The 22,336-nt window shown below is 67.3% G+C and carries 16 protein-coding genes and 1 pseudogene; 11 read left to right on the top strand and 6 right to left on the bottom strand.

Annotated features, from left to right (window positions below):
- Nucleotides 1-43: 43 nt before the first annotated feature.
- The 3 genes from G370_RS0100440 to G370_RS0100430 are packed head-to-tail and all read left to right on the top strand — an operon-like array spanning nt 44 to nt 3,276.
- Nucleotides 44-1,018, top strand: a complete 975-nt coding sequence (locus G370_RS0100440) for an alpha/beta hydrolase (RefSeq protein WP_019658828.1) — start codon at nt 44-46, stop codon at nt 1,016-1,018.
- Entirely contained in the window at nt 1,015-2,637 is a 1,623-nt protein-coding gene (locus G370_RS0100435) for a carboxylesterase/lipase family protein (RefSeq protein WP_019658827.1), read from the top strand. The genes G370_RS0100440 and G370_RS0100435 overlap by 4 nt, the downstream gene beginning before the upstream one ends.
- Nucleotides 2,638-2,688: 51 nt before the next feature.
- Nucleotides 2,689-3,276, top strand: a complete 588-nt coding sequence (locus G370_RS0100430) for a cysteine dioxygenase family protein (RefSeq protein ID WP_019658826.1) — start codon at nt 2,689-2,691, stop codon at nt 3,274-3,276.
- Between the two features lie 34 nt (nt 3,277-3,310).
- Here the strand turns inward: G370_RS0100430 and G370_RS0100425 are convergent, their stop codons facing one another.
- Both G370_RS0100425 and G370_RS0100420 read right to left on the bottom strand, forming a co-directional pair.
- The gene (locus tag G370_RS0100425; protein ID WP_019658825.1) at nt 3,311-7,114 is read right to left on the bottom strand and encodes a LamG-like jellyroll fold domain-containing protein; all 3,804 of its coding nucleotides are present in this window, start codon (nt 7,112-7,114) and stop codon (nt 3,311-3,313) included.
- Between the two features lie 138 nt (nt 7,115-7,252).
- Nucleotides 7,253-10,003 carry a TonB-dependent receptor gene (locus G370_RS0100420; RefSeq protein ID WP_026346898.1) on the bottom strand — a complete coding sequence of 917 codons (2,751 nt, stop codon included), beginning with the start codon at nt 10,001-10,003 and terminating at the stop codon, nt 7,253-7,255.
- 285 nt (nt 10,004-10,288) lie between these two features.
- Here G370_RS0100420 and G370_RS0100415 point away from each other — a divergent pair, with 285 nt between their 5' ends.
- The 4 genes from G370_RS0100415 to G370_RS0100400 all read left to right on the top strand — a co-directional run bounded on the left by G370_RS0100415 (nt 10,289) and on the right by G370_RS0100400 (nt 13,554).
- Nucleotides 10,289-11,308 carry a sugar kinase gene (locus G370_RS0100415; protein ID WP_026346897.1) on the top strand — a complete coding sequence of 340 codons (1,020 nt, stop codon included), beginning with the start codon at nt 10,289-10,291 and terminating at the stop codon, nt 11,306-11,308.
- Nucleotides 11,295-11,933, top strand: coding sequence for a bifunctional 4-hydroxy-2-oxoglutarate aldolase/2-dehydro-3-deoxy-phosphogluconate aldolase (gene eda / locus G370_RS0100410; protein ID WP_019658823.1), 639 nt, complete (start codon nt 11,295-11,297; stop codon nt 11,931-11,933). Before G370_RS0100415 ends, eda begins: the two co-directional genes overlap by 14 nt.
- A 96-nt stretch (nt 11,934-12,029) precedes the next feature.
- Entirely contained in the window at nt 12,030-13,058 is a 1,029-nt protein-coding gene (gene adhP / locus G370_RS0100405) for an alcohol dehydrogenase AdhP (protein WP_019658822.1), read from the top strand.
- Between the two features lie 103 nt (nt 13,059-13,161).
- The gene (locus tag G370_RS0100400) at nt 13,162-13,554 is read left to right on the top strand and encodes a hypothetical protein (protein WP_026346896.1); all 393 of its coding nucleotides are present in this window, start codon (nt 13,162-13,164) and stop codon (nt 13,552-13,554) included.
- A gap of 75 nt (nt 13,555-13,629) precedes the next feature.
- Here the strand turns inward: G370_RS0100400 and ligD are convergent.
- The 3 genes and pseudogenes from ligD to G370_RS0100385 form a co-directional block, all read right to left on the bottom strand.
- Nucleotides 13,630-14,577: pseudogene (gene ligD, locus G370_RS0100395) on the bottom strand (non-homologous end-joining DNA ligase); the annotation flags it as partial.
- A gap of 109 nt (nt 14,578-14,686) precedes the next feature.
- Nucleotides 14,687-15,607 carry a non-homologous end joining protein Ku gene (gene ku, locus G370_RS0100390; RefSeq protein ID WP_019658819.1) on the bottom strand — a complete coding sequence of 307 codons (921 nt, stop codon included), beginning with the start codon at nt 15,605-15,607 and terminating at the stop codon, nt 14,687-14,689.
- 163 nt (nt 15,608-15,770) lie between these two features.
- Entirely contained in the window at nt 15,771-16,169 is a 399-nt protein-coding gene (locus tag G370_RS0100385; RefSeq protein WP_019658818.1) for a hypothetical protein, read from the bottom strand.
- Between the two features lie 147 nt (nt 16,170-16,316).
- Between G370_RS0100385 and G370_RS0100380 the strand changes: the two genes are divergently transcribed.
- Nucleotides 16,317-16,655, top strand: a complete 339-nt coding sequence (locus G370_RS0100380) for a hypothetical protein (RefSeq protein ID WP_005411772.1) — start codon at nt 16,317-16,319, stop codon at nt 16,653-16,655.
- Between the two features lie 80 nt (nt 16,656-16,735).
- On the opposite strand, the gene G370_RS0100375 is transcribed toward G370_RS0100380, so the two are convergent.
- Nucleotides 16,736-18,826 (bottom strand): TonB-dependent receptor family protein, encoded by a 2,091-nt coding sequence (locus tag G370_RS0100375; protein ID WP_019658817.1) that lies wholly within the window; start codon nt 18,824-18,826, stop codon nt 16,736-16,738.
- Nucleotides 18,827-18,998: 172 nt separating this feature from the next.
- Here G370_RS0100375 and G370_RS0100370 point away from each other — a divergent pair, with 172 nt between their 5' ends.
- The 3 genes from G370_RS0100370 to G370_RS0100355 all read left to right on the top strand — a co-directional run bounded on the left by G370_RS0100370 (nt 18,999) and on the right by G370_RS0100355 (nt 22,296).
- A complete protein-coding gene (locus G370_RS0100370) occupies nt 18,999-20,201 on the top strand; it encodes an amino acid aminotransferase (protein WP_019658816.1) in 1,203 nt (400 codons plus the stop codon).
- A 259-nt stretch (nt 20,202-20,460) separates the two neighbouring features.
- Entirely contained in the window at nt 20,461-21,477 is a 1,017-nt protein-coding gene (locus G370_RS0100360; RefSeq protein ID WP_014035428.1) for a class 1 fructose-bisphosphatase, read from the top strand.
- A 108-nt stretch (nt 21,478-21,585) separates the two neighbouring features.
- Nucleotides 21,586-22,296, top strand: a complete 711-nt coding sequence (locus G370_RS0100355) for a 2OG-Fe(II) oxygenase (protein WP_019658815.1) — start codon at nt 21,586-21,588, stop codon at nt 22,294-22,296.
- Nucleotides 22,297-22,336 lie beyond the last annotated feature (40 nt).

Raw genomic sequence — 22,336 nt, 5'->3', positions numbered from 1 at the left:
ACCCTTCGCTGGAGCCCGGTCCGCCATGCGTCTGCCCCCTCTTGTGCTGTTCTTGTGCGTTCTGTTGACGCTTGCCCCGGCACGTGCCAGCGACGTCCCGCTGCGCGACGGCCAGCGGCTTGCCGGGGAGGTGGCGGGCGAACGCCTGCCGCTGTGGCCGGACGGCCAGGTACCTGGCCAGAGCGCTCCGGCACGGAAGGCGCGGGTGGTTGAGCGCAGCCCCGATCCGGCCCATCCGGACCGGTTCGTGGACGGGATCGATGCGCCATACATGATCGTGCACGCGCCGCCACGTCCGAACGGGCAGGCGGTGCTGGTCATTCCGGGCGGCGGCTACCAGCGGGTGGTAATCGACAAGGAGGGCAGCGCGCTGGTGCCGGACTGGGTGCAGCGGGCAGGCTTCACCCTGTTCGTGCTTCGCTACCGCCTGCCGCAGCCGGGCAGGGACCGCCAGGCGGCGCTGGCCGATGCCCAGCGTGCGCTGCGGGTCGTGCGCGACCAGGCCGCGCGTCGCGGCCTGGAGGCGGACAATGTGGCGGTCATGGGCTTTTCCGCCGGCGGCCACGTGGCTGCGCGGCTGGCCACCGGCTTCGATGCGCCGGTCTATCCCGCACGCGATGCGATCGATCAGCTGAGCGCGCGCCCGGCACGGGCGGTGCTGGTCTACCCGGTCATCGACATGGGCGCGCATGCGCACAGTGGTTCGCGCGGGCGATTGCTGGGCGAGCGCCCTGACCCCGCATTGGCGACGCAGTACTCGGTGCAGGAGCACGTGCGTGCGGACATGCCGCCGACGATGCTGATCCATGCCAACGACGATCGCGTGGTCAGCGTGCACAACAGCGAGGTGATGGCGCAGGCGCTGGCCAGGGCGGGCGTCGAGCACGAACTGCATGTGTTCGCCCATGGTGGCCACGGCTTCGGCATGCGCCTGCCGCCCGGCTCCACCCTGGCGCAGTGGCCAGCGCTGGCGCAGGCATGGCTGACAGCAGGAAAGGATGCGGAGCGCAGCCGATGACGGGAGCACCCGACGATCTGCAGCGCCGCCGTTTCCTGCGCGACAGCGCGCGCTGGGCGCTGGCCACGGCCACGCTGGTGGCACTGCCGGCAGCGGCGATGCCCGGTGCACGCGACGAACGCCTGCCGATCGTCCGCGTGCGCGGGGGGCGCCTGCGCGGCCAGCATGAACAAGGCGTGCTGGTATTCCGCGGCGTGCGCTACGGCGCCGATACCGGCACCCATCGCTTCCAGCCACCACGCCGGGAAGCGGCATGGAACGGGATCGCCGATGCACTGGACTATGGCGCGGCCGCACCGCAGGGCGGCGCGGAAGGCCCCGGCAGCGAAGACTGCCTGTTCCTCAACGTCTGGACCCCCGCACTGGGGGATGGCGGCCGCCGCCCGGTGCTGGTCTACATACACGGGGGTGGGTTCAACAACGGCTCCGGCAGCGATCCGCTGTACGACGGCAGTGCGCTGTGCCGCCGCGGCGATGTGGTGGTGGTGACCCTCAATCATCGGCTGAACACCTTCGGTTACCTGTACCTGGGCGCACTTGGCGACGCACGCTACGCCGCGTCGGGGAATGTCGGCCAGCTCGACCTGGTACAGGCGCTGCAGTGGGTGCGCGAGCACGCGGCGATCTTCGGCGGTGACGCTGGAAACATCACCGTGTTCGGCCAGTCCGGGGGCGGCGCCAAGATCGCCACGCTGATGGCGATGCCGGCGGCACGCGGCCTGTTCCAGCGCGCGTGGACGATGAGCGGGCAGCAGGTCACCGCGGCCGGCCCGCGTGCCGCCGCGCAGCGCGCTGCCATCGCAATGGAGGCAGTGGGTGCAAAGGACCTGTCTGCCCTGCTGCGGCTCCCGGCCACGGATCTGCTTGCAGCCACCCGTGCCCGCGATCCATCGCGGGTGGAAAGCACGTCGCTGTACTTCGGGCCGGTACTGGACGAAGTCTCCCTTCCGGTGCATCCGTTCTGGCCGCAGGCGCCGCGGCAGTCGGCCAGCATTCCGATGGTCATCGGCAATACGCGCGACGAGACCCGTGCCTTCCTCGGCGACGATCCGGCCAACTTCACCTTGACCTGGGAGACGCTGCCGGCACAGCTGCAACGCCAGCAGTTCGTGGATCTGCTGCCGCAGACGGTGATCGCCGAGTACCGGCGCCTGTACCCGCATTACACGCCTTCGGAGGTGTTCTTCGCGGCCACTACCGCAGGACGTTCCTGGCGCGGCGCAGTGGAGGAGCTGGAAGCGCGTGCGCGCCAGCCCAGCGGGGCCGCGCCCACCTGGGCCTACCAGCTGGACTGGGGCTCACCGGTGGAGCAAGGCCGGCTGCGCGCCTTCCACACGCTGGACATCCCGCTGGTGTTCGACAACGCCGGCCTGCCCGGCGCACGCACCGGTGGCGGCGCGGACGCGCATACGCTGGCGGCGACAATGAGCGACGCACTGATCGCCTTCGCGCGCAACGGCGACCCCAATCATCGCGGAATGCCGCAATGGCCCGCCTACGCGCTGCCCCGGCGGCAGACCATGCTGTTTGATCGCCAGAGCGGCGTGGTGGACGATCCTCGTGCCGGCGAACGTGCGCTGTATGCAAAAGTACCGTTCGTGCAGCGCGGCACGCAGTGATGACACCGCGGTGCAAACATTCTGTTAACCCCTCTCGGCTAGAGTCGGGGCATGGGAACGATGTCCTTGCCACCGTCATTCACCGGCCGGGAGCGGCTGTTCGCTGCGATCGATGCCGCGGTGATGCTGGGCACGCCGGAGGCCATCACCGGTGCGCTGCAGCAGGTGCTGCGCGAGGCCATCGTCGATCCGTCCATCCAGCTGCCCCCCTGCGTGCGGCGCCCGGTCGAAGGGCATTACGCACGCCGTGAACTGCACCGCAGCCCGACCCTGGGCTACAGCGTCATCGCCATGTGCTGGGGCCCGGGCCAGGGCACGCCGCTGCACGACCACGATGCGATGTGGTGCGTGGAAGGCGTCTGGCAGGGCGAACTGATCGTCACTCCCTATGCGCTGATTGAACAGGATGGCGAACGTCATCGCTTTGCCGCCCAGCCCACGCTGTACGGGCACCGCGGTAGTGCCGGCAGCCTGATTCCGCCGCACGAGTACCACACGCTGTGCAACGCCAGCGACGCGGACGTGGCCGTGTCGCTGCATGTCTACGAGGGCGTGATGGAACGCAGCGCGGTGTTCGAGCCGTTGGATGATGGCTGGTACCAGCGCCGGATGAAACGGCTGGAGACCGAGGCGTCCTGACCCACGCCGGATCACGCCCGGCGTAATGCAGGCATCATCGCGGCACGCCGACCACGTTGTTGAGCCGGGTCACTTCCTCGCCACCGTCGGCCAGCGCCACGCGCACGCGCAGGCCGCTGCGGTCACCGGCCGGCAACGGCAGCCAGACCTGCACGGTCTTCGGCTGCAGGTCACTGGGTGCCCCCAGCGCCGGCACGTCCGTGCGGGCGATCTCGCGACCGCGCGCGTCTTCCAGCATTGCTACGGCCACGCCGGTGCCGACATGGCCCAGGCTGTGCACGGTCACCTGCAGCTGGCTGCCGTCGATGCGTACGTCGCCGCGACCCACGCCCAGGTCCGGCCGTGTTTCCACCGGTGTTCCCTCGGACACGCGTTCGAACTCGAACACCTCGGTACGCCCGGGACGGAACTGCAGCGCCACCGAAGCGCTGGTTTCCAGCTGTACGCGGCGTTCGGCGGGCGTGCCGTCGATGTGGCCATCGCCATCGGCATCCACGCCGCTGCGTATCCGCCAGGTCCCGCTGGCCACGTTCCAGCCGGTCATGTCGGCGCCGATGGTGCGCGTGCCCAGGTTGTAGCTGGTAACGGTGAAACGTTCACGCGACGGCGCATGCACCAGCAGGGCGACCTGTTCGGCCGCTCCATCGCGGTCGAAGCGCCAGCTGACGGTGTGGCCGGGCCAACTCTGGTTGCGCTTCAGCGCGATCCCACCCAGGCGTGCGCGCTGGAGGAATTCACTGGGCGCTTCCACGCGGTCGGACCACCAGTGGCCCTCGGTGTTCATGTACGCGCGCTGCACTTTCGCCTGCAGGCCGTCGGCATGCAGGGCGGCGATGTATGACCTGTCGCCGCTGGCCTGCCAGGCCATCAGGCTGGCGAAGCCGGTTTTTCCCGCGTCGGCCTCGGCGCGCAGCAGCGGATACCAGTCCTGTTGCCGGCCCAGTACGTCCACGACGTTCTCGCCCAGGTTGGCCAGTGCGCCCGGGCCGCCACGGGCCACGCGGTAGTCCAGTGCCTGCAGGTACTTCGCATCGCCGCTCCAGCGCCACGCCGCCCAGAAGGTGTGCATCGTGTCGCCACTGCCGGAGCCGTTGTTCAACTCGCCGCCGCGGGTGGCACCGCTGGCCCAGTTGATCTCGTTGGGCAGGGTGAAGCGTCCCTTGTCGTCCTTGCCTGCGTGGGCCAGATAGCCATCGGCCAGGCCGATCACCAGCCCGCGGCCGGTGGGATCGGCGTTGTACTGGCCCAGCAGGAACGCCGGGTGCAGCACCGGGAACGAATACGGCTTCTGCCACTGCCAGTTCGGTTCGCGGTAGACCTTGTTGCCACCGAACCAGTTGCTGGAGAACAGCAGGTGGCCCTGCGGGTTGCGCAGGATGATGCGCTCGTCGAAGGCCTTCACCGTTTCCATCAGGCGTTCCAGCGTCAGCGGATCGCCCCAGTTGAGGTAGAGCATGGCGCTGTTGGTGTTGATGCCTTCCTCATAGGAATGCAGCTCGTCGGTCTCGATGGTACTCAAGCCGTTGCTGAACATGCCGTTGCGGTACACCGCGTCGGACAGCGCGGTCAGCGAGGCGTTCAATCGATCCGGCTGCACGCCCATCAGGGCCAGCCCCGGCCACTGCTGGGTCAGGTCGGAATCGTCCGAAATGCCACCACCGAAGTCACCGTAGGCCACCTGCCGTTCGTCGATCCACCAGTCGACGAACTGCCGCACCTGCGCCAGGTCCTGCACCTGGTTGAATGCCCACGCCGGCACGCCCCTGGGCACGGCAGGCGCCGTGTAGGGCGGGCGGCCCTGGCTGTTGTAGCTGATGTAGTTCCAGTACAGGCGGCCGAGTTCATGGTCCGGGTCCACCCGCAGCAGGTCGCTCAGGTCCGCGTACACGCGCGCGTACAGGCGCTGGCGCTTGGACGTGGTGTGCTCTTCCACCAGGAAGCTCCAGTTGTCGCGGACCTGGTTGAAGCGGTCGGCCACGTGCTCCTTCAGCGCGTCGGCACGCGGCTTGAACACCAGCCGGACCTGCGCACCGTCGAGGGCATCGGCATCGAAGCCTGGTGCGGCCGAGGCGATGCTCAGCCACAGGCTGTCCGGGGTGAGGATGCGATCGCGCAGGTCCAGCCACAGCGTGCGCGCCTGCCGTGGCGGCACCGACACCGATACATCGATCATGTCGCGCGCCGGCCAGATCGGATCCTTGATGCGGATGTTCAGCGGGATCAGTCCATCGTGGGTGGGCGGCAGGTCCAGCGCGGGAAGGTCGATGGCCACGCCGTCCAGGCCGTCGTGCATGTTCTCCCAGCTGTAGGCCCAGCTGCGGATCAGCGGCTGGTTGGCCGGCGCGTCACCCACCCCGGAAGGAATCAGCACGTGCACGATCGGCTGCGGATGTGCGGGCAGGGTGCCGGCATCCCGGCGGCGGGAACCGGCGCCCTTCGGCAGCGCCATCACCGTGCTGCGTTCGGCGGTCGGGAAACGTCCGTCGATGTAGCGGCGCAATGCGTCCAGGTTGGTGTAGTCGGGCAGCGCCCGGCTGTCGATGATGTAGGTCTGCTTCACCGTGCCTTCCGGCTCGGTGCCCTTGCTCACGTGGTAGGCCCAGATTTCCTGGATCGGTGTTTCCTGCTCGACGTTGCTGAAACGCAGCACGCCGCCGCGCTGCGCGGCAATGTCGTCGACGCTGCGCACCACGCCGCGCGGGCGCGTGACCAGCACGTCGGTGGCATGTTCGGCGTCGGGCCCGTGGGAAAGGGTGCCGAAGGCCGCACCACGGATCTCCACCCGGTTCACCGTTTCGGTGGCCGGCAGGGTCAGGTCCAGGTGCTGGCCGCCTTCCACATAGGTGTTCCAGTCCGGAAGCTGGAAGTAGTCATTGCGGCCGGGCAGGCGCGAGCGGTTGTACACGCCCGGCCAGGTGGTTTCGGCGATGCCATCGGTGGCCTTCCACATCCACGCCTTCAGGTCGCGGGTGTCGGCGAATTCGATCTTGCGGATGCGGGTGCCGCCGGCCGCCAACGCTGGGGGTGCAGCCCCTTCCCAGCCGAAGCGGTGGCGCCAGGCGCGCGTGCCATCGCCGATCGCCACGGCGCTGGCTGGCTCGCGCCCGCGCGCCAGCGTTGCCACCGCCGGCGCATCCAGCATGCGGTCGTAGACCCGGATGTGCTGGAAATCGCTCCCACGCAGGAAGTTGTAGCGACTCTGCACCTGGTACGGTGCCATTACCCGCCCGGCAAGGCCGAGCTGGTCCAGCGCGGCATCGTAATTGCCGGTGGCCTGCGCGCGCGCCACTTCGCGGCCATCGATGAACAGGCGCGCGCCGTGGTCCTCATCCCAGGCGAAGGCCAGGTGCAACCACTGGTCGGGACGCGGCAGTGCATCCATGCGGAACGACACGCGTGTGCGTGCCAGGTTGGCATCGGTGACGAAGGCATCGAAGCCGTGCCCGTTCCAGTCGATGCGCAGCCAGGCCATGTCCCAGCTGCTGTGGTCGGCGTAGCCGACGCGGAAGATCACAAACGGCGCTTCACCCACCGCGTAGCGTGAACGCCAGTCGAAGGCCAGCGTGCCGCGCTGGGCCAGGATGTTGCCCGGCGCGTCCCAAGCAAGCACGCCGTCGTCTTCCCATTGGATGGCCTTGCCATGCTCGCCGTCGTCGACCACCGCGACCTTGTCGCGAAAGTTCGCTACGGCCTCACCGTGAGCGGTCACGGCCTGCAGGCCGTGATTGGCATCCACATGGAAGAGCAGGGTGGGGACATCGGCGGCGGCCGTCGCGGGGCCTGCAGCCAGGGCCACTGCCAGCAGCAGGCAGCGGGACACGGTCGTGCGGTGCGGCATGGAGACATTTCCTTTCAACGGGCGACGGCCGGCGGCGGGCCGCCGGACCGTAGCAAGGCCACGCCGCAGCGGCACCTTGCGGCGCAGCAGCGGTCATGGCGAACCGCAGCGCGTATCGGCACGCGCCGCCGGCGTTGCTCAGAACTTGTAGCGCACGCCCAGCAGGAACTGGCGGCCGGTTTCGGTGTACTGGAGTGGCAGGCGGCCGGTGGCGGGCGAGTACACCCATTCATCCGAGGCTTCGTTGGTCAGGTTGATGCCTTCCAGGCTCAGTTCCAGCTGGTCGCTGATCTTGTAGCGGATGGACGCATCAATGACCGTGGTGCCGGTCATGCCGTGGTAGCCGTCCAGGTTGAAGCCGGTTTCCTGACCGGGCACCTGGGTGAGGTAGTCATCGCGGTTGGTGGCGGAGACGCGGCCAGCGAAGGTCTCGCCTTCGTAGAACAGCGTTGCGTTCCATGACGATTTGGACAGGCCCAGCAGATCGTTCTTCATCACCGGCTGGCCAGCCGAGTTGATGTACTGGATCTTCGATTCGACCCAGGTGTAGTTCAGCTGCACGCCCAGGTTCGACCACTTGCCCGGCAGGAAAGTGAAGGGCTGGGTGTAGTTCGCCTCGGCGCCGTACAGCTCACCGCCGGGGGTATTGACTGGCCGGGTGAAGGTGAAGTCGTCGGTGGGCGAGGCGCCGGTACCGGTCAGCAGTTCGGCAGGCAGGCCGCTGTCGGTGTACGGGCGGTTCTCGCGCAGGGTCTGGACCGAGGTCTCGATGTCCTTGTAGAACAGGCCCAGGCCCGCCATCGCGCCTTCGGCGAAGTACCACTCGAAGCCCAGGTCGACATTGGTGGCGCGCGTCGGGTCCAGGTTGGGATTGCCGCTGGAGATGGTGCGCGCACCACCGGCCACGGCCACGGTTGCACCTGGCGTCAGGCTGCCCAGGCCCGGGCGGGTCATGACCTTGGCCGCACCCAGGCGGATCAGGAAATCGGGCGTGACCTCGGCCACCAGGTTGAACGAGGGCAGGGTGTCATCGTAGGTGCGGGTGGCGGTGGTGGAGGTGGTACCACTGGCCAGCGTCGACAGCCCGGTGGAGGTCTGCCTGGTGCGCACGTAGCGCACGCCGAAGTTGCCCGACAGCGGCAGCGAGCCGATTTCGGTGCTGAACTCGCCCATCAGGTAGGCACCACGGTCCTTCTCTTCCACGCTGCGCACGTTGTTGGCGCGCGGCGCGACGGCATAGATGCCGCTGTTGCTGTAGATGTCGAACTGGTCGGCGATTGCTTCCAGGTTCGGCACCACCCAGTTGGACGGATTGCCATTGATGCCCTTCAGGCCGGCCTGGTTGATCATGTCCACGGGCACGATCCTGCTGCCGCTGGCGAAGGTCGGCACGGCCAGTTCGCTGGCACGGCGCAGTTCGGTGGTCTTGAACGTGTAGTCCTTGGCAAGCACGCCGCCCTTCAGGCGGAAGCCGGGGCTGATGTTCCAGTTGAAGTCGATCTGGCCGGTATCGAAGTCGTTGTCCACGTACTGCGGGCGCAGGCGGATTTCCGCCAGTTCCCAACCGTTGGGGTCGGTCGGGTCGATGCCGTAGTTGAGGATCGGGAAGCGGCTGTTGCCACGGTAGTCGTAGCTGTAGCCCTTGACGTCGTACTTGTCCATGATGACGGTGGTCTGCACTGGATTCTCGTGCCTGGAGCGCGAGATGCCCAGCTTGCCGGACACGGTGAAGTCGTCGCCGAAACGGTGCTGGCCGTTCAGGCTGATCTGCTTGAACTCGGTGCTCCACTCGTCGTGGCGGTTCTCGGTACGGATGTCGACGTTGTCGAATTCACCGTACAGCAGCGCGCCGTTGCGGATCTCGCCGTTCCTGACGATGGTGCTCGGCTTGCCGACCAGGCGCGGGGTGCTGCTGCTGCCACGGCTGAAGGAAATCGCTTCGATGTACTGCTCGTCGCGGGTGGCATCGATCTTCGAGTACAGCATGTCCAGCGATACTTCACTGGCATCGCTGGGCTTCCACTGCAGCGAGCCGGTCACGCCCAGGCGCTTCTGCTCGTGTTCCATCTGCACGTAGCGCGGGAAGCGCGGGTGGAATACATCAGCGGCGCGTGCGGCGGCGAACGGCGATGACGCAGCGAAGTTGCCATTGCTCGGGCCGTTGGCCCAGCGGCCGGTGTTGGAGCCTTCCTCCAGTGCCTGGCGCTCGGAGTAGGCCACCGACAGGAGGGCGCCGAAGGTACCATCGGCGAAGGTGTTGGAGACCAGCGCGGCCAGCCGCGGGTCGGCCTTTTCGGCCATCTGGTTGTAGCCGGCCTGGCCGCTTGCGGCGAAGGTGAAGCCGTCGTAGTCGAACGGCCGCGCGGTGCGCAGGTCGACAGTGGCACCCAGCGAGCCTTCCTCGACGTCGGCCGAGGCGGTCTTGCGCACCACCAGCTGCGAGAACAGGTCCGAGGCAAACACGTTGAAGTCGAAACCGCGGCCGCGGTTGGTACCACCGCTCTGGTCACCGGCGCCGACGGTGGTCAGCGCTTCCATCCCATTGATGCGCACGCGGGTGAAATCCGGGCCCAGGCCGCGCACCGAGATGTTGCGGCCTTCGCCGGCTTCGCGTGTGATCACCACGCCCGGAATGCGCTGCAGCGATTCAGCCAGATTGAGGTCGGGAAACTTGCCGATGTCTTCGGCGACGATGGCATCGACCACGCCGGCCTCGCCGCGCTTGATGTCCAGCGCCTTTTCGACACTGGCGCGATAGCCTGTGACGTTCACCGTGTCCAGGTCGGTAGCGGTCTGCTGCTGGGCGGCCGCGCTGGTGGACAGGGCGAGTCCCACCCCCAGGGCCAGCAAGGTAACCGGTGTCTTTTTTCCATGGATCCGAGATTGCATGCCTTTCCCCTCTCCCAAAGGTCTGGTATCGCAGCTGCGCGGCGAAATGACACCGCTAGTCAAAACCGACGTTAGCAGCACCACCGGGATCGGGCATCTTGCACCGCAACAGATTTGCAATGTCTCCAAGACGCTTGCAGGACAAAGGTTTCGACATATAGCCCAAGCGCTCTCAAGGCGTCTTCGGTCTAGAATGACACCGCTAGCCAATCGCCACGCCCCTCGCGTGGTCCACTTACACGCCATGCAGTGTCCCATGCTGGTGGCACGCGTGAAGGAGCTGAGATGGGTCGTATCGTGTGTTTTGGAGAGTTGTTGCTGCGCCTGGGTGCCCCCGGCAACGAACTGCTGCTGCAGTCGCCGCAACTCCAGGTCCATGTGGGAGGGGCCGAAGCCAACGTGGGTGTCTCGCTGTCCCGGCTTGGACATCAGGTGGCCATGGTCAGCACCGTGGCCGGCAATGCGCTGGGGGCGCATGTACTGGGTGAACTGCGGCGGCACGGCGTGGATACGCGCGGTGTGCGCGAGGACGCCGAGGGCCGCATGGGCCTGTACTTCCTCACCACCGGCGCGGTACAGCGCGCGAGCGAAGTGGTCTACGACCGCGCGGATTCGGCGTTCGCGCGCAGCACTGCAGCCGACTACGACTGGCCAGCGCTGCTGCAGGACGCGCAGTGGCTGCACGTCTCCGGGGTCAGCCCGGCGTTGGGCCCGCACGTGGCGGCGGCCACGCTGGCGGCGGCGCGCGCGGCAAGACAGGCCGGTGTCCGCGTCTCCTTCGACGGCAATTTCCGGCCCCGCCTCTGGCAGCGCTGGGGAGGCGATGCGCAGGCGGTATTGCGCGAACTGTTCGCGCAGGCCGACATCGTGTTCGCCGACTACCGCGACATGGAGGTCGTACTGGGCACCCGCTTCACCCAGCCGGACCTGATGGAGCGGATCGACGCGGCCGCTGCCGCCGCGTTCGGTGCCTTTCCGCAACTGCAGTGGATGGCCTGCACGCAGCGGCAGGTGCTGAGCGTGGACCACCATGTGCTGGGCGCTGTGTTGCTGGGTTGCGACGGAACCCGCGCACAGGCCCCACTGCGTCATCTGCAGGGCATCGTCGACCGCATCGGTGGCGGTGATGCCTTCGCGGCCGGCATCCTGCATGGCATCCTGTCCGGCCTTGATGCCGACGCCACCGTGCGGTTCGGCCTGGCCGCCGGGGCGCTGAAGCACTCCATCCCCGGCGATTTCAATCCTGTCAGCGAAGCTGACGTGCTGGCCCTGATGGGCGAGGAGCGATTCGATGTCCGCCGCTGATCCGCGCGTACGCGCGGTCCTGAAACTGGCACCGGTGATTCCGGTGTACACCCCCGAAGACGTGAATGACGCGGTCGAAGTGGCCCAGGCCCTGTTCCGCGGCGGCCTGCCGGTGATCGAAGTGACCCTGCGCACGCCGCAGGCGCTGGACGCGATCACGGCCATGGTCGAGGCCGTACCGGACGCGGTGATCGGTGCCGGCACCGTGCTTACCCCGGCGCAGATGCAGGCGGCGAAGCAGGCCGGAGCGCGTTTCGCGGTGTCCCCCGGCGCCACGCCGGCACTGTACGCGGCCGCGCGCGATGCCGACCTGCCGTACCTGCCCGGTGCGGCCACGGCCTCGGACCTGATCCTGGGCCTGGAGCACGGCCAAGACACGTTCAAGTTCTTTCCCGCCGTGCAGGCCGGCGGTGCCGCGCTGCTGGCGGCCTGGCACGGTCCATTCGCCGACGTGCGCTTCTGCCCGACCGGTGGCATCAGCGCGCAGACCGCGCCGCAGTTCCTGCACCTGCCCAACGTGCTGTGCGTGGGTGGCTCGTGGTTGACCACGCCGGCACTGCTGCAGACCCGCGACTGGGAGGCCATCGAGCGCCTCGCCCGCGAGGCCTCGGTGCTGGCCAGCTGAACCCGGCGCACGGATCTTCAAAGGTTTGATCGTGATCAAAGCGCCGGCCTCGTGCCGGCGTCATTCTGAGGGCAAGCGCACTACGGAGATCCGAACATGAATTCCACCATGAAGGCCGCTGTCGTGCGTGAGTTCGGCAAGCCACTGGTCATCGAGGAAGTCTCGGTACCACGCCCGGGGGCGGGCGAGGTACTGGTCAGGATCGAGGCCTGTGGTGTCTGCCACACCGACCTGCACGCCGCCGAGGGCGACTGGCCGGTCAAACCGAACCCGCCGTTCATCCCCGGTCACGAGGGCGTGGGGCACGTCGTGGCCGTGGGTGGCGGGGTCGGGCACGTCAGGGAAGGCGACAGGGTCGGCATCCCCTGGTTGTACTCGGCGTGTGGCCATTGCGAACACTGCCTGGGGGGCTGGGAAACGCTGTGCGAAACGCAGCGCAACACCGGTTACTCGGTCAACGGCGGCTTCGCCGAGTACGCACTGGCCGATGCCAACTATGTCGGCCTGCTTCCAAAGCACGTGGGCTTCGTGGAGATCGCGCCGGTGCTGTGCGCCGGCGTGACCGTCTACAAGGGCCTGAAGGTCACCGACACCAGGCCCGGTGACTGGGTGGCGATCTCCGGCATCGGTGGCCTGGGCCACATGGCCGTGCAGTACGCCCGCGCAATGGGCCTGAACGTGGCGGCGGTGGACGTGGATGACAACAAGCTGGCGCTGGCGCGGCAGCTCGGCGCGCAGGTCACCGTCAACGCGCGTACCACCGACCCGGCCGCCTTCCTGAAGAAGGAGATCGGTGGCGCACACGGTGCACTGGTCACCGCGGTGTCGCCGAAGGCGTTCGAGCAGGCACTGGGCATGGTCCGCCGCGGCGGCACTGTCTCGCTCAATGGCCTGCCGCCCGGCAACTTCCCGCTGGATATCTTCGGCATGGTGCTCAACGGCATCACCGTGCGCGGCTCGATCGTCGGCACCCGCCTGGACCTGCAGGAATCGCTGCAGTTCGCTGCCGAGGGCAAGGTCGCCGCCACCGTCAGCACCGATCGCCTGGAAAACATCAACGACGTGTTCGCACGCATGCACGCGGGCACCATCGAAGGCCGCGTCGTACTGGACTTCGCCGCCTGACCCTCCGTGCATGGCCGCCGCCGCTCCGTCCCCCTCTCCCACGGACGCGGCGGCCATGCCGATTCATCGCCAGCGGGCACCCGCGCGGCCGTACAATGCGCGCATGCCCGGCGCGCTCAAGATCCTGTTCCTGTCCATCGTTGCCCTGCTCGGCGGTGTACTTTCACTTGCGCTGGTGAGCAGCGTCGCCAGCTGGCTGCCGCCGCTGCTGGGCATGCCGCCGGACAACAACAGCGCGCAGCTGGGCTGGGACCTGGCCTTCAGCGTGCTCGGTGGCATCGCGGGTATCGCCTTTGCCACCTACTACGCGCCCTGCTGGCCGCGTTCGCACGGCTTCTCGATCTGGTCGCTGATCGCGCTGGGCTGCGGCTACGCCATGTGGACCACGGGCGCGGATTTCCCGTTCTGGTTCGTCATTTCGCTGCTGGCGTCGCTGCCGCTGCAATTGCTGGCCGGCTGGTGGTTTGGCCGTCGTCCCTCGCGCGATGCAAGGTGATGCCGCCCCTGTAGAGCCGAGCCCGTGCTCGGCTTTCATGCACATTTACACAGGCAGCCGAGCATAGGCTCGGCTCTACAGGTCCATCCGCGGCAGCGTCTGCTTCAACGCATCGATGCCCTGCCACGGATCCGCTTTCAGCCGCTTCGCGCGCGCCAGCGCCTTGGCCATCGAAAACGCATCGGCCGCACCGACGCGTGCCAGTTCCTCCCAGCGCAGCGGTACCGCCACACCGGCACTTTCACGCGCACGCAGCGACCACGAGCACACGCTGGTGGCGCCCCGCGTATTGCGCAGCCAGTCGATGAAGATGACGCCGCCACGCTTGGCCTTGCTCATGGTCGCCACGTAGTGGTCCGGCGCGCGCTCCGCCATCGCCCGGGCAAATGCCTCGCAGAACACCCTGGCCTGTTCCCAGTCGGCCCTGGGCTTCAGCGGCACCACAACGTGCACGCCCTTGCCACCGGACAACCGCACGAAGCTCTTCAGGCCGGCCTCCTGCAGGCGGTCACGGACGTCACGCGCAGCGGCCTTCACCTGTGCCCAGCTGACGCCTTCTCCAGGGTCAAGATCGAACACCAGCCGATCCGGATGCTCGGGGTCGGCGACGGTTGCACCCCAGGGATGCAACTCCAGGGTGTTCATCTGCACCAGCTGCAGCAGGCCCCGTGCGTCGTCGATGTAAACGTAATCCTCGCGCCCGCTCTTCTGCTGCAGCGGCACCGCATGTACCGCATCGCCCAGGCCGGCACCATGGTGCTTCTGGAAGAAGCAGGCCTTGCCGACGCCGTCCGGGCAGCGCAGTAGTGACAGCGGACGCGCGCTGATTTCCGGCAGGATCCAGCGCGCCATGCGCTGGTAGTAGTCGGCCACGGCGCCCTTGGTCAGCTTCTGCTTTGGAAAAACCACCCGCTCCGGATGAGTAATCTGGACCTCGCCTCCAGCTTCGGTATCTGCGATGTTCATTCCAAGGTCCTCCTTCGGCGTGTCGCTGCGCAGCCGCTTGAAACCAGCCTGGCGCAGGTAGGCCGCCGCGTCGGATCACCCTGCGCGGGCGTGTCGTCAGGCGCCGGCGTCTGCCCTGCGCCGCCGCCAGGTCGGCGCTTTCGCCGGTACTGCTCCAACGACATGCTCAACCTGCCTTGCGGCGTGCAGCGGTCTTCTTTGCAGCCTTCTTCGCAGCCTTCTTGGCTGCCTTCTTTACCGTGGATTTGGTGGCTGCTTTCCGCGTTGCCGTCTTTTTCGCTGGCGTGCGCTTGTTGGCATCCAGGCTCTTCTGCAGCAGCGCCATGAAATCGACCACATTGGTGCTGGCGTCGTCGCGCGGTGCAGGCTCATCGTCGACCCGCGTGGTACCCCCCTTGGACTTGATGCGCTTGTTCAACACCTGCTGCAGGCGCTCGCGAAATTCATCGTGATACTGCGACGGATCCCAGTCGCCGGCCATCGACTCGATCAGCTGTTCGGCCATCGCCGTTTCCTTGCTGGTGATGCGGTAGTCGGACAGCTTGCCGGTGGGCAGCTTGTACTCCTCCGGATCCACCAGTTCCTGTGGATAGCGCAGGATCATCAGCACCAGTGCGTCCTCATGCGGCATCACTGCGCACAGGTACTCGCGTGTGCGCACGACCACCCGCGCGATACCGACCTTGCCGGTGCTGCGCAGGGTCTCGCGCAGCAGCACATAGCCTTTCTCGGCCTTCTTGCCGGGCACCAGCAGATACGGTTTCTCGTAGTAGCGCGGATCGATCTGCGATGCATCCACGAACGATTCCACTTCTACGGCCTCGTGGCTTTCTGGTGCCGCCGAACGGATATCGCCTTCCTCCAGCACGACATAGCTGCCCTTGTCGTACTCGTAGGCCTTGACGATGTCCTTCCAGGGAACTTCCTCGCCCGTATCGGCGTTGACCCTCTCAAAGCGGATCGGCTTGCGATCGCGGGAGTCGAGCATGCGGAACTGCAGATCGACCTTGCGCTCTCCGGACATCAGTGACACCGGCACATTGAGCAGGCCGAACGAGAGCGTGCCAGTCCAGATCGGGCGGGCCATGGGCTTACCTTTGGCGGATCAGGGCATCCAGCTTCGGATGGGCGGTGTAAACCACCCGTGTCGATACCGTGCACGCGGGTTCTACGGAAAACGGTAGTGCCGGGCACTGGCCGGCGGAACTCGCGGCCTGAAGTTTCCCGGGGTTGCCGGCCAGCGGCCGGCATTACTGCAGCAACGGCCTCACCGCCGCCGCCGGGATATGGTCCAGCGCGCGCCAGGCGTCCTCCACGACCGGGCGTGCCTGCGACCAGCCCAGCCGCGACTGCCCGCGCATCTGTTCCCAATGCTCGGCCAGTTCCTCGCAGGTATCGGCAGCATCACCGCGTGGCCAATCCGCGGCATGGGTCGTCAGCGCGAAGGCATATACCGGGCACAGATCGCGCCAGTTGCGGTGGCTTTGGCCACGCCTCTCCTCGTAGTCGCTGATCATGTACTGCAGGTAGTCCTGCGCCACCGCCTGCGGATCTTCCTGGCGGCGCGTGCGGCGCTGGGCAGTGCGCTGGGCGAGTGGATCGAGCAGGGCGTTGAACACGGACGGTGCGGGTCGTTCAAGACGGGGCATGGCCGGCTCCTGCAGCGGGGGCGGGTGGGCAGGAATACGCGCGGTGCCGTTACCGGGGGGTGAGCGAGATGTTCATGACGCCAGGTTCGCAACGGCTTTACCTGCGGGGCGGTGTAGTGGAATCCCCCCAAGGGCAGGTACCAGACCATGAGCCGAGAGACCTCGCGAGACCCGCTGCGGGAGAACCACCCGCCCATTCCCGGCGAGCAGCGCGGCAAGCGCGATGCCGACAACGCCGACTACCGCGGCACCGGCGCGCCGTTCTTCGATGCCGAGCACGACCACCTGCCGGTGAAGCACGAGGCTGAACAGGCGGCCCAGGACCGCAAGGATGGCGGTGACCGCCACCGTGGTGGCCAGGAGAGCCCGCTCAAGCGCCGCGAGCGCAAGCAGCGCGCCAGCGACAACCAGGACGAGGCGCTGGAGGAGACGTTCCCGGCCAGCGACCCGACCTCGCCGTTCGTGCCGGCCAAGGCCCCCGACTGACCGGTAGTGCCGGCCGCTGGCCGGCAACGTCTGGGCTGCCCTACACAAAGCGATGCCGGCCAGCGGCCGGCACTACCAACTCAGCGCCACGACCACTGCAGGCCGACGTTGGCTCGCCGTCCCGGTCCCGGCTCATAGAAGCGCCCGTTGCCGTCATTGACGATCACCGAGCCGATGTAGGCTTGGTCCAGCACGTTCTCCAGCCGGGCGAAGGCGCGCAGCTCACCGCCCGGCAGCGTCCATCGACGGCCGGCTTCCAGGTGCAGCAGGGCGTAGCCCGGCGCGCGCTCGGTGGCCACGTCATTTACCACGGTATCGCTGCTGGCCGAGGCCTCCAGCGCCCACTGCCACTCAGCCGGGCTCCACTGCAGGCGTGCGAAGGCCTGTTGGCGGGGCACGCCGGGCAGGCGGCTGCCTGCGGCGACCAAGGTGTTCGAGGTCAGGTAGGGCGAGCGCACCTGAGCCTGCAGCCAGGTCCATGCCAGCTGCAGTTCCAGCTGTTCGCCCAGCGGCTGCCGGTACTGCAGTTCCATGCCCTGGCGGCGGGTGCGGCCGATGTTGCGATAGGTGCTGCGCCCGCCGATATTGCTGGCAACTGCCAGCTCATCGTTGGTATCTGCGCGGAATACGCTGACATCGAGCTGGGCTCCGCCTTGCGCGTGCCACTTGCTTCCAATCTCCAGATTGCGGCTGCGGGCGGCCGCCAGATCCAGCGCCAATCCCGCCTGGCCGTCGGCGCGATAGCCCAGTTCGTTGAAGGTAGGCGTTTCGAAGCCACGTCCCACCGCCGCGTGCAGCCGCCACTGCGGGCTCGCTTCGAAGCTGATCCCGGCCGCCGGCGTGGTCGCCTGGTAGCGCCGGTGACCACTGTCATCCGGGTTGCGGGCGGTCAAGTAGCGATCGTCCGAGTTGAAACGCACGGTGCTGTGGCGCAGGCCGGCCAGCAACGACCAGCGCGGGCTCCATTGCCACCAGGCCTGGGCGAACTGGTCCACGTTCTGCACGACGTCGATCTGGTCACGACGCAGCCGTCCACGCACGCCCAGGGCGCTGCCGAGGAAGTTCTCATGGCCGGTGCGATGCTGGCGCTGGCGGTCGGCGCTGAGCCCGGCCACCAGGTCCAGCGGCCGGCCGGCAAGGTCACCCTGCCAGCCCCAGCGCGCGTCCAGCCCGCCGTAGCCGCCCTCCAGATCGATCACCCCGCCGGCATGCAGGGGGTTGGCCTGGGCGGTCGGTGGGATCGGCAGGTACTGGCGTACCGCGCGCTGGCCGGCATAGCCCATCAGCTGCCAGCGCTGCGGCCCGGTTTCACGTGTCCAGCGCAGGCCGGCCTGCTGCTGGCGCACCGATTTGCGGGTGTTGTACTGGTGCGCGACTGCCGTGGCCTGGCGCGGATCAGCCGCCACCTGGGCACGGGTCAGGCCCAGCGGGTCCTGCGCATCCGGTGCATCAAGCGCATTGAGCAACAGCTCCAGCCGCCCGCCGCCCAGCTCGCCCCCGATGCGCGCGTTGAGCGATTCACGGCGTGCCTGGCTGTGATCGCGCCAGCCATCGGTGCGGAAGTGATTGGCGGCGATGTTGTAGTCCAGTACTTGGCCGGCCCCCTTCAGCTGTGCACCGACGCTCAGCGTGTTGTCGGCACCGGCGCTGAGCCGCAACCGCCACGGGTCGCCGGCCTGGCCCTGTTCGCTCCAGACCTGCAGCACGCCACCGGAGGAATTGCCGTAGAGCGCGGAAAACGGCCCACGCAGCACCTCGATGCGTTCAGCACCAAGCAGGCTGGCATGTGACAGCTGGCCTTGGCCATCGGGCATGGTTGCAGGGACCCCGTCGATCAACACCCGTACCCCGCGCACCCCGAAGGTCGAACGCGCGCCGAAGCCACGGATCGACAGCTGGGTGTCCTGGGCGAAGTTCTGCCGGTCGCGCGCCAGCAGACCGGGTACCCCAGCCAGCGCTTCGGACAGCTGCGCGCCGGTGCCAGCGCGGCTGGCATCGATCCAGACCGTGTCCTGGCTGGCCGGCAGCGCGAACGGGTCGATGCCCGGCACCCGTGCAGCCTGTACCTGCACCGCCGGCAGGGCGGTGGGCACAGGCGCGGCCATCACCGCCCAGGGCGACAGCAGCAGGGCGGAAAGCGGCAGGCTACGGCGGCGTGCGGCAGTTTTCATGATTCAGGTTGATAGGTCGGGCGGCAACGCACGCCATGGTACGGGGCCGTGGATGACGATGGCGGCGGCCAGCCCCCGGCAGGCTTTGTTACGATGGGCTGTTTCCGGCCGAAACGCCGCAGACCGCGTAGCGCACTTCCTCCCCCTTTCCGTCTACCGAACGAGTACCGCCGTGTCCTTCTTTGCAAACGTGGAACTGGTCCCAGGCGACCCGATCCTGGGCCTGACCGAGGCGTACAACGCCGACAGCCGCCCGACCAAGGTCAACCTGGGTGTGGGCATCTACTACGACGAGAGCGGCCGCATTCCGCTGCTGCGCGCCGTCAAGCAGATCGAGCAGCAGCTCGCCGCTGAAGCCAAACCGCGCGGCTACCTGCCGATCGATGGCCTGCCGGCGTACACGCAGGCCACGCGTGAGCTGGTGTTCGGCAAGGACTCGCCGCTGCTGGCCGCCGGCCGCGTCACCACCGCACAGACCGTTGGTGGCAGCGGTGCGCTGCGCGTCGGCGCCGACGTGCTGAAGAAGCTGCTGCCGCACGCCACCGTTGCGCTGAGCAACCCGAGCTGGGAGAACCACCGCGCCGTGTTCAGCGCGGCCGGCTTCGAGGTGCTGGATTACACCTACTTCGATCCGACCACCCACGGCGTCAACTTCGACGGCCTGCTGGCGGACCTGGGCAAGCTGGAAGCCGGCACCGTGGTGCTGCTGCACGCCTGCTGCCACAACCCCACCGGTGCCGACCTCACGGTCACCCAGTGGAAGCAGGTCGCACAGCTGCTGAAGGACAAGCAGCTGTTCCCCTTCATCGACATGGCCTACCAGGGCTTCGACAAGGGCATCGAGCAGGACGGCGCCGCGGTGCGCATCATCGCCGAAGCCGGCATCGACAGCTTCATCGTCGCCAACTCGTACTCCAAGTCGTTCTCGCTGTATGGCGAGCGCGTGGGTGCGCTGTCGATGGTGGCGCCGACCGCCGCTGACGCCAAGGCCGTGCAGTCGCAGGTCAAGCGCGTGATCCGCACCATCTACTCCAGCCCATCCACCCACGGTGCTGCGCTGGTGGCCGGCGTGCTGACCAACCCGGAACTGCGCGCGATGTGGGGGCAGGAGCTGACCGAGATGCGCGAGCGCATCCATGCCCTGCGCCAAGGCCTGGTCGAGAAGCTGGCCGCTGCAGGTGCCCCGCAGTTCGGCTTCATCAACGAGCAGGCCGGCATGTTCTCCTACTCCGGCTTGAGCCGTGAGCAGGTCGAGCGCCTGCGCGACGAGTTCGGCATCTACGCCGTCGGCACCGGTCGCATCTGCGTGGCCGCGCTGAACCAGAACAACCTGGAATACGTCGCCAAGGCCGTGGCCACCGTCGCCAAGGGCTGAAGCAACGCTCCAGTAGCTTGAGGACAAAGGCGCCGAAAGGCGCCTTTGTTTTTTGCGCCCTGGTCTCTGTAGAGCCGAGCCTACGCTCGGCTTGTGCGGCATGAAGGACGAAGAGCAGCCGAGCGCGGGCTCGGCTCTACAGAAGGAAGGCGCCACGAGCGCAACGCATCTGGAAACGATTACGCCTTCCCGCGCTCACGCACGCCCCCGCCATACGGGCGACAATAGGCGTTTTCCCGCTGCCGAGACCTGCCCGCCCATGTCCCGTACTTCGTTGACCCGCTTCCTGATCCAGGAACAGCACGCCGGCCGCATCAATGCCGACCTGCGCCAGCTGATCGCCGTGGTGGCCCGCGCCTGCACCAGCATCTCCATCGCCGTCAGCAAGGGCGCCCTCGGTGGCGTGCTCGGCGATGCCGGTACCGGCAACGTGCAGGGTGAAGCGCAGAAGAAGCTGGACGTCATCAGCAACGAGATCCTGCTTGAAGCCAACGCCTGGGGTGGCCACCTCGCCGCCTGCGCCTCGGAGGAAATGGACCACAGCCAGCCGGTGCCGGACATCTATCCGCGCGGTGATTTCCTGCTGCTGTTCGACCCCCTCGATGGCAGCTCCAACATCGACGTCAACGTCTCCGTCGGCACCATCTTCTCGGTGCTGCGTTGCCCGACCAATGTCGAACTGCCGGGCGATGACGCCTTCCTGCAGCCGGGCAGCAAGCAGATCGCCGCTGGCTACTGCATCTACGGGCCCAGCACCCAGCTGGTGCTGACCGTCGGCCATGGCACCCACGCCTTCACTCTGGACCGCGAGAAGGGCGAGTTCGTGCTGACCACCGAGAACATGCAGATTCCGGCGGCCACCCAGGAATTCGCCATCAACATGTCCAACCAGCGTCACTGGGAAGCGCCGATGCAGGCCTACGTGGGCGACCTGCTGGCGGGCAAGGAAGGCGCGCGCGGCAAGAACTTCAACATGCGCTGGATCGCCAGCATGGTGGCCGACGTGCATCGCATCCTGACCCGCGGCGGCATCTTCATCTACCCGTGGGACAAGAAGGATCCGTCCAAGGCCGGCAAGCTGCGGCTGATGTACGAAGCCAACCCGATGGGCCTGTTGGTCGAACAGGCCGGCGGCGCCGCCTGGACCGGCCGCGAACGCATCCTCGACATCCAGCCCGACCAGCTGCACCAGCGCGTGCCGGTGTTCCTGGGTTCGCGCGAGGAAGTGGCCGAAGCCGTGCGCTACCACCACGCGCACGACGACGCACAGGGCTGACGGCCTATCGCCTGACAGACGTCATGGCAGTTCGATGACATGACCGCAGGGTGACACCGGGGGCGGCAAACGGCACCATCAAGCCGTTGCCGCCGAAGGAATGCATGCATGCACGAGCAGGGCCCGGTCGATTTCATCGAAGTCATCCACAACGCGGTCCCCAGCGAGGTCTGCGCTGCGATCGTCGAGCGGATGCGCGCCGCACAGGGGCTGCGGCCAGGTGCGGTAGGCAGTGGTGTGTTCCCGGAACTCAAGCACAGCAAGGATCTGCGCATCAGCGGACTTGATGGCTGGCAGGATGTGGACCATCAGCTGCAGCATGCGGTGTTCAATGGCCTGCTGACTTATCTACGCCGTTATCCACAGGCGTTGATTGCGCCGCTGATGTTGCAGGTCCAGGACAGCAACGGCCAACCGCGACGCCTGTCTGCCGAGGACTTCCCCGACATGCCGCCACAACAACTGGCGGATCTTGCGCGCACCTGCCTGCGCCCCGGCGCCATCAACCTGCAGTGGTATGCGGCGGGCGAGGGCGGGTACCCCTACTGGCACTGCGAGCTGTACCCGAAGGATGTGCAGGCCGAGACCCTGCATCGGCACGTGTTGTGGACGCTGTACCTCAACGACGAGTTCGAAGAGGGCGAAACCGAGTTCCTGTTCCAGGAGCGGAAGATCGCACCACGCACCGGTAGCCTGCTGATTGCGCCGACTGCGTTCACCCACACCCATCGTGGCAACCGGCCACAGGGTGGGGACAAGTTCATCGCGACGAGTTGGATCCTGTTCCAGAGCGCGCAGAAGTTGTTTGGGGGAGGGTGAGGGCATCGCGCCCCTCCCGATTGAGGCCGGTATCCAGGCA

Source organism: Stenotrophomonas hibiscicola ATCC 19867, from assembly GCF_000382065.1.
Taxonomy (GTDB): domain Bacteria; phylum Pseudomonadota; class Gammaproteobacteria; order Xanthomonadales; family Xanthomonadaceae; genus Stenotrophomonas; species Stenotrophomonas hibiscicola.
The sequence above is the reverse complement of the archived record's forward strand: the minus strand, read 5'-3'. Positions and strand labels throughout refer to the sequence as shown.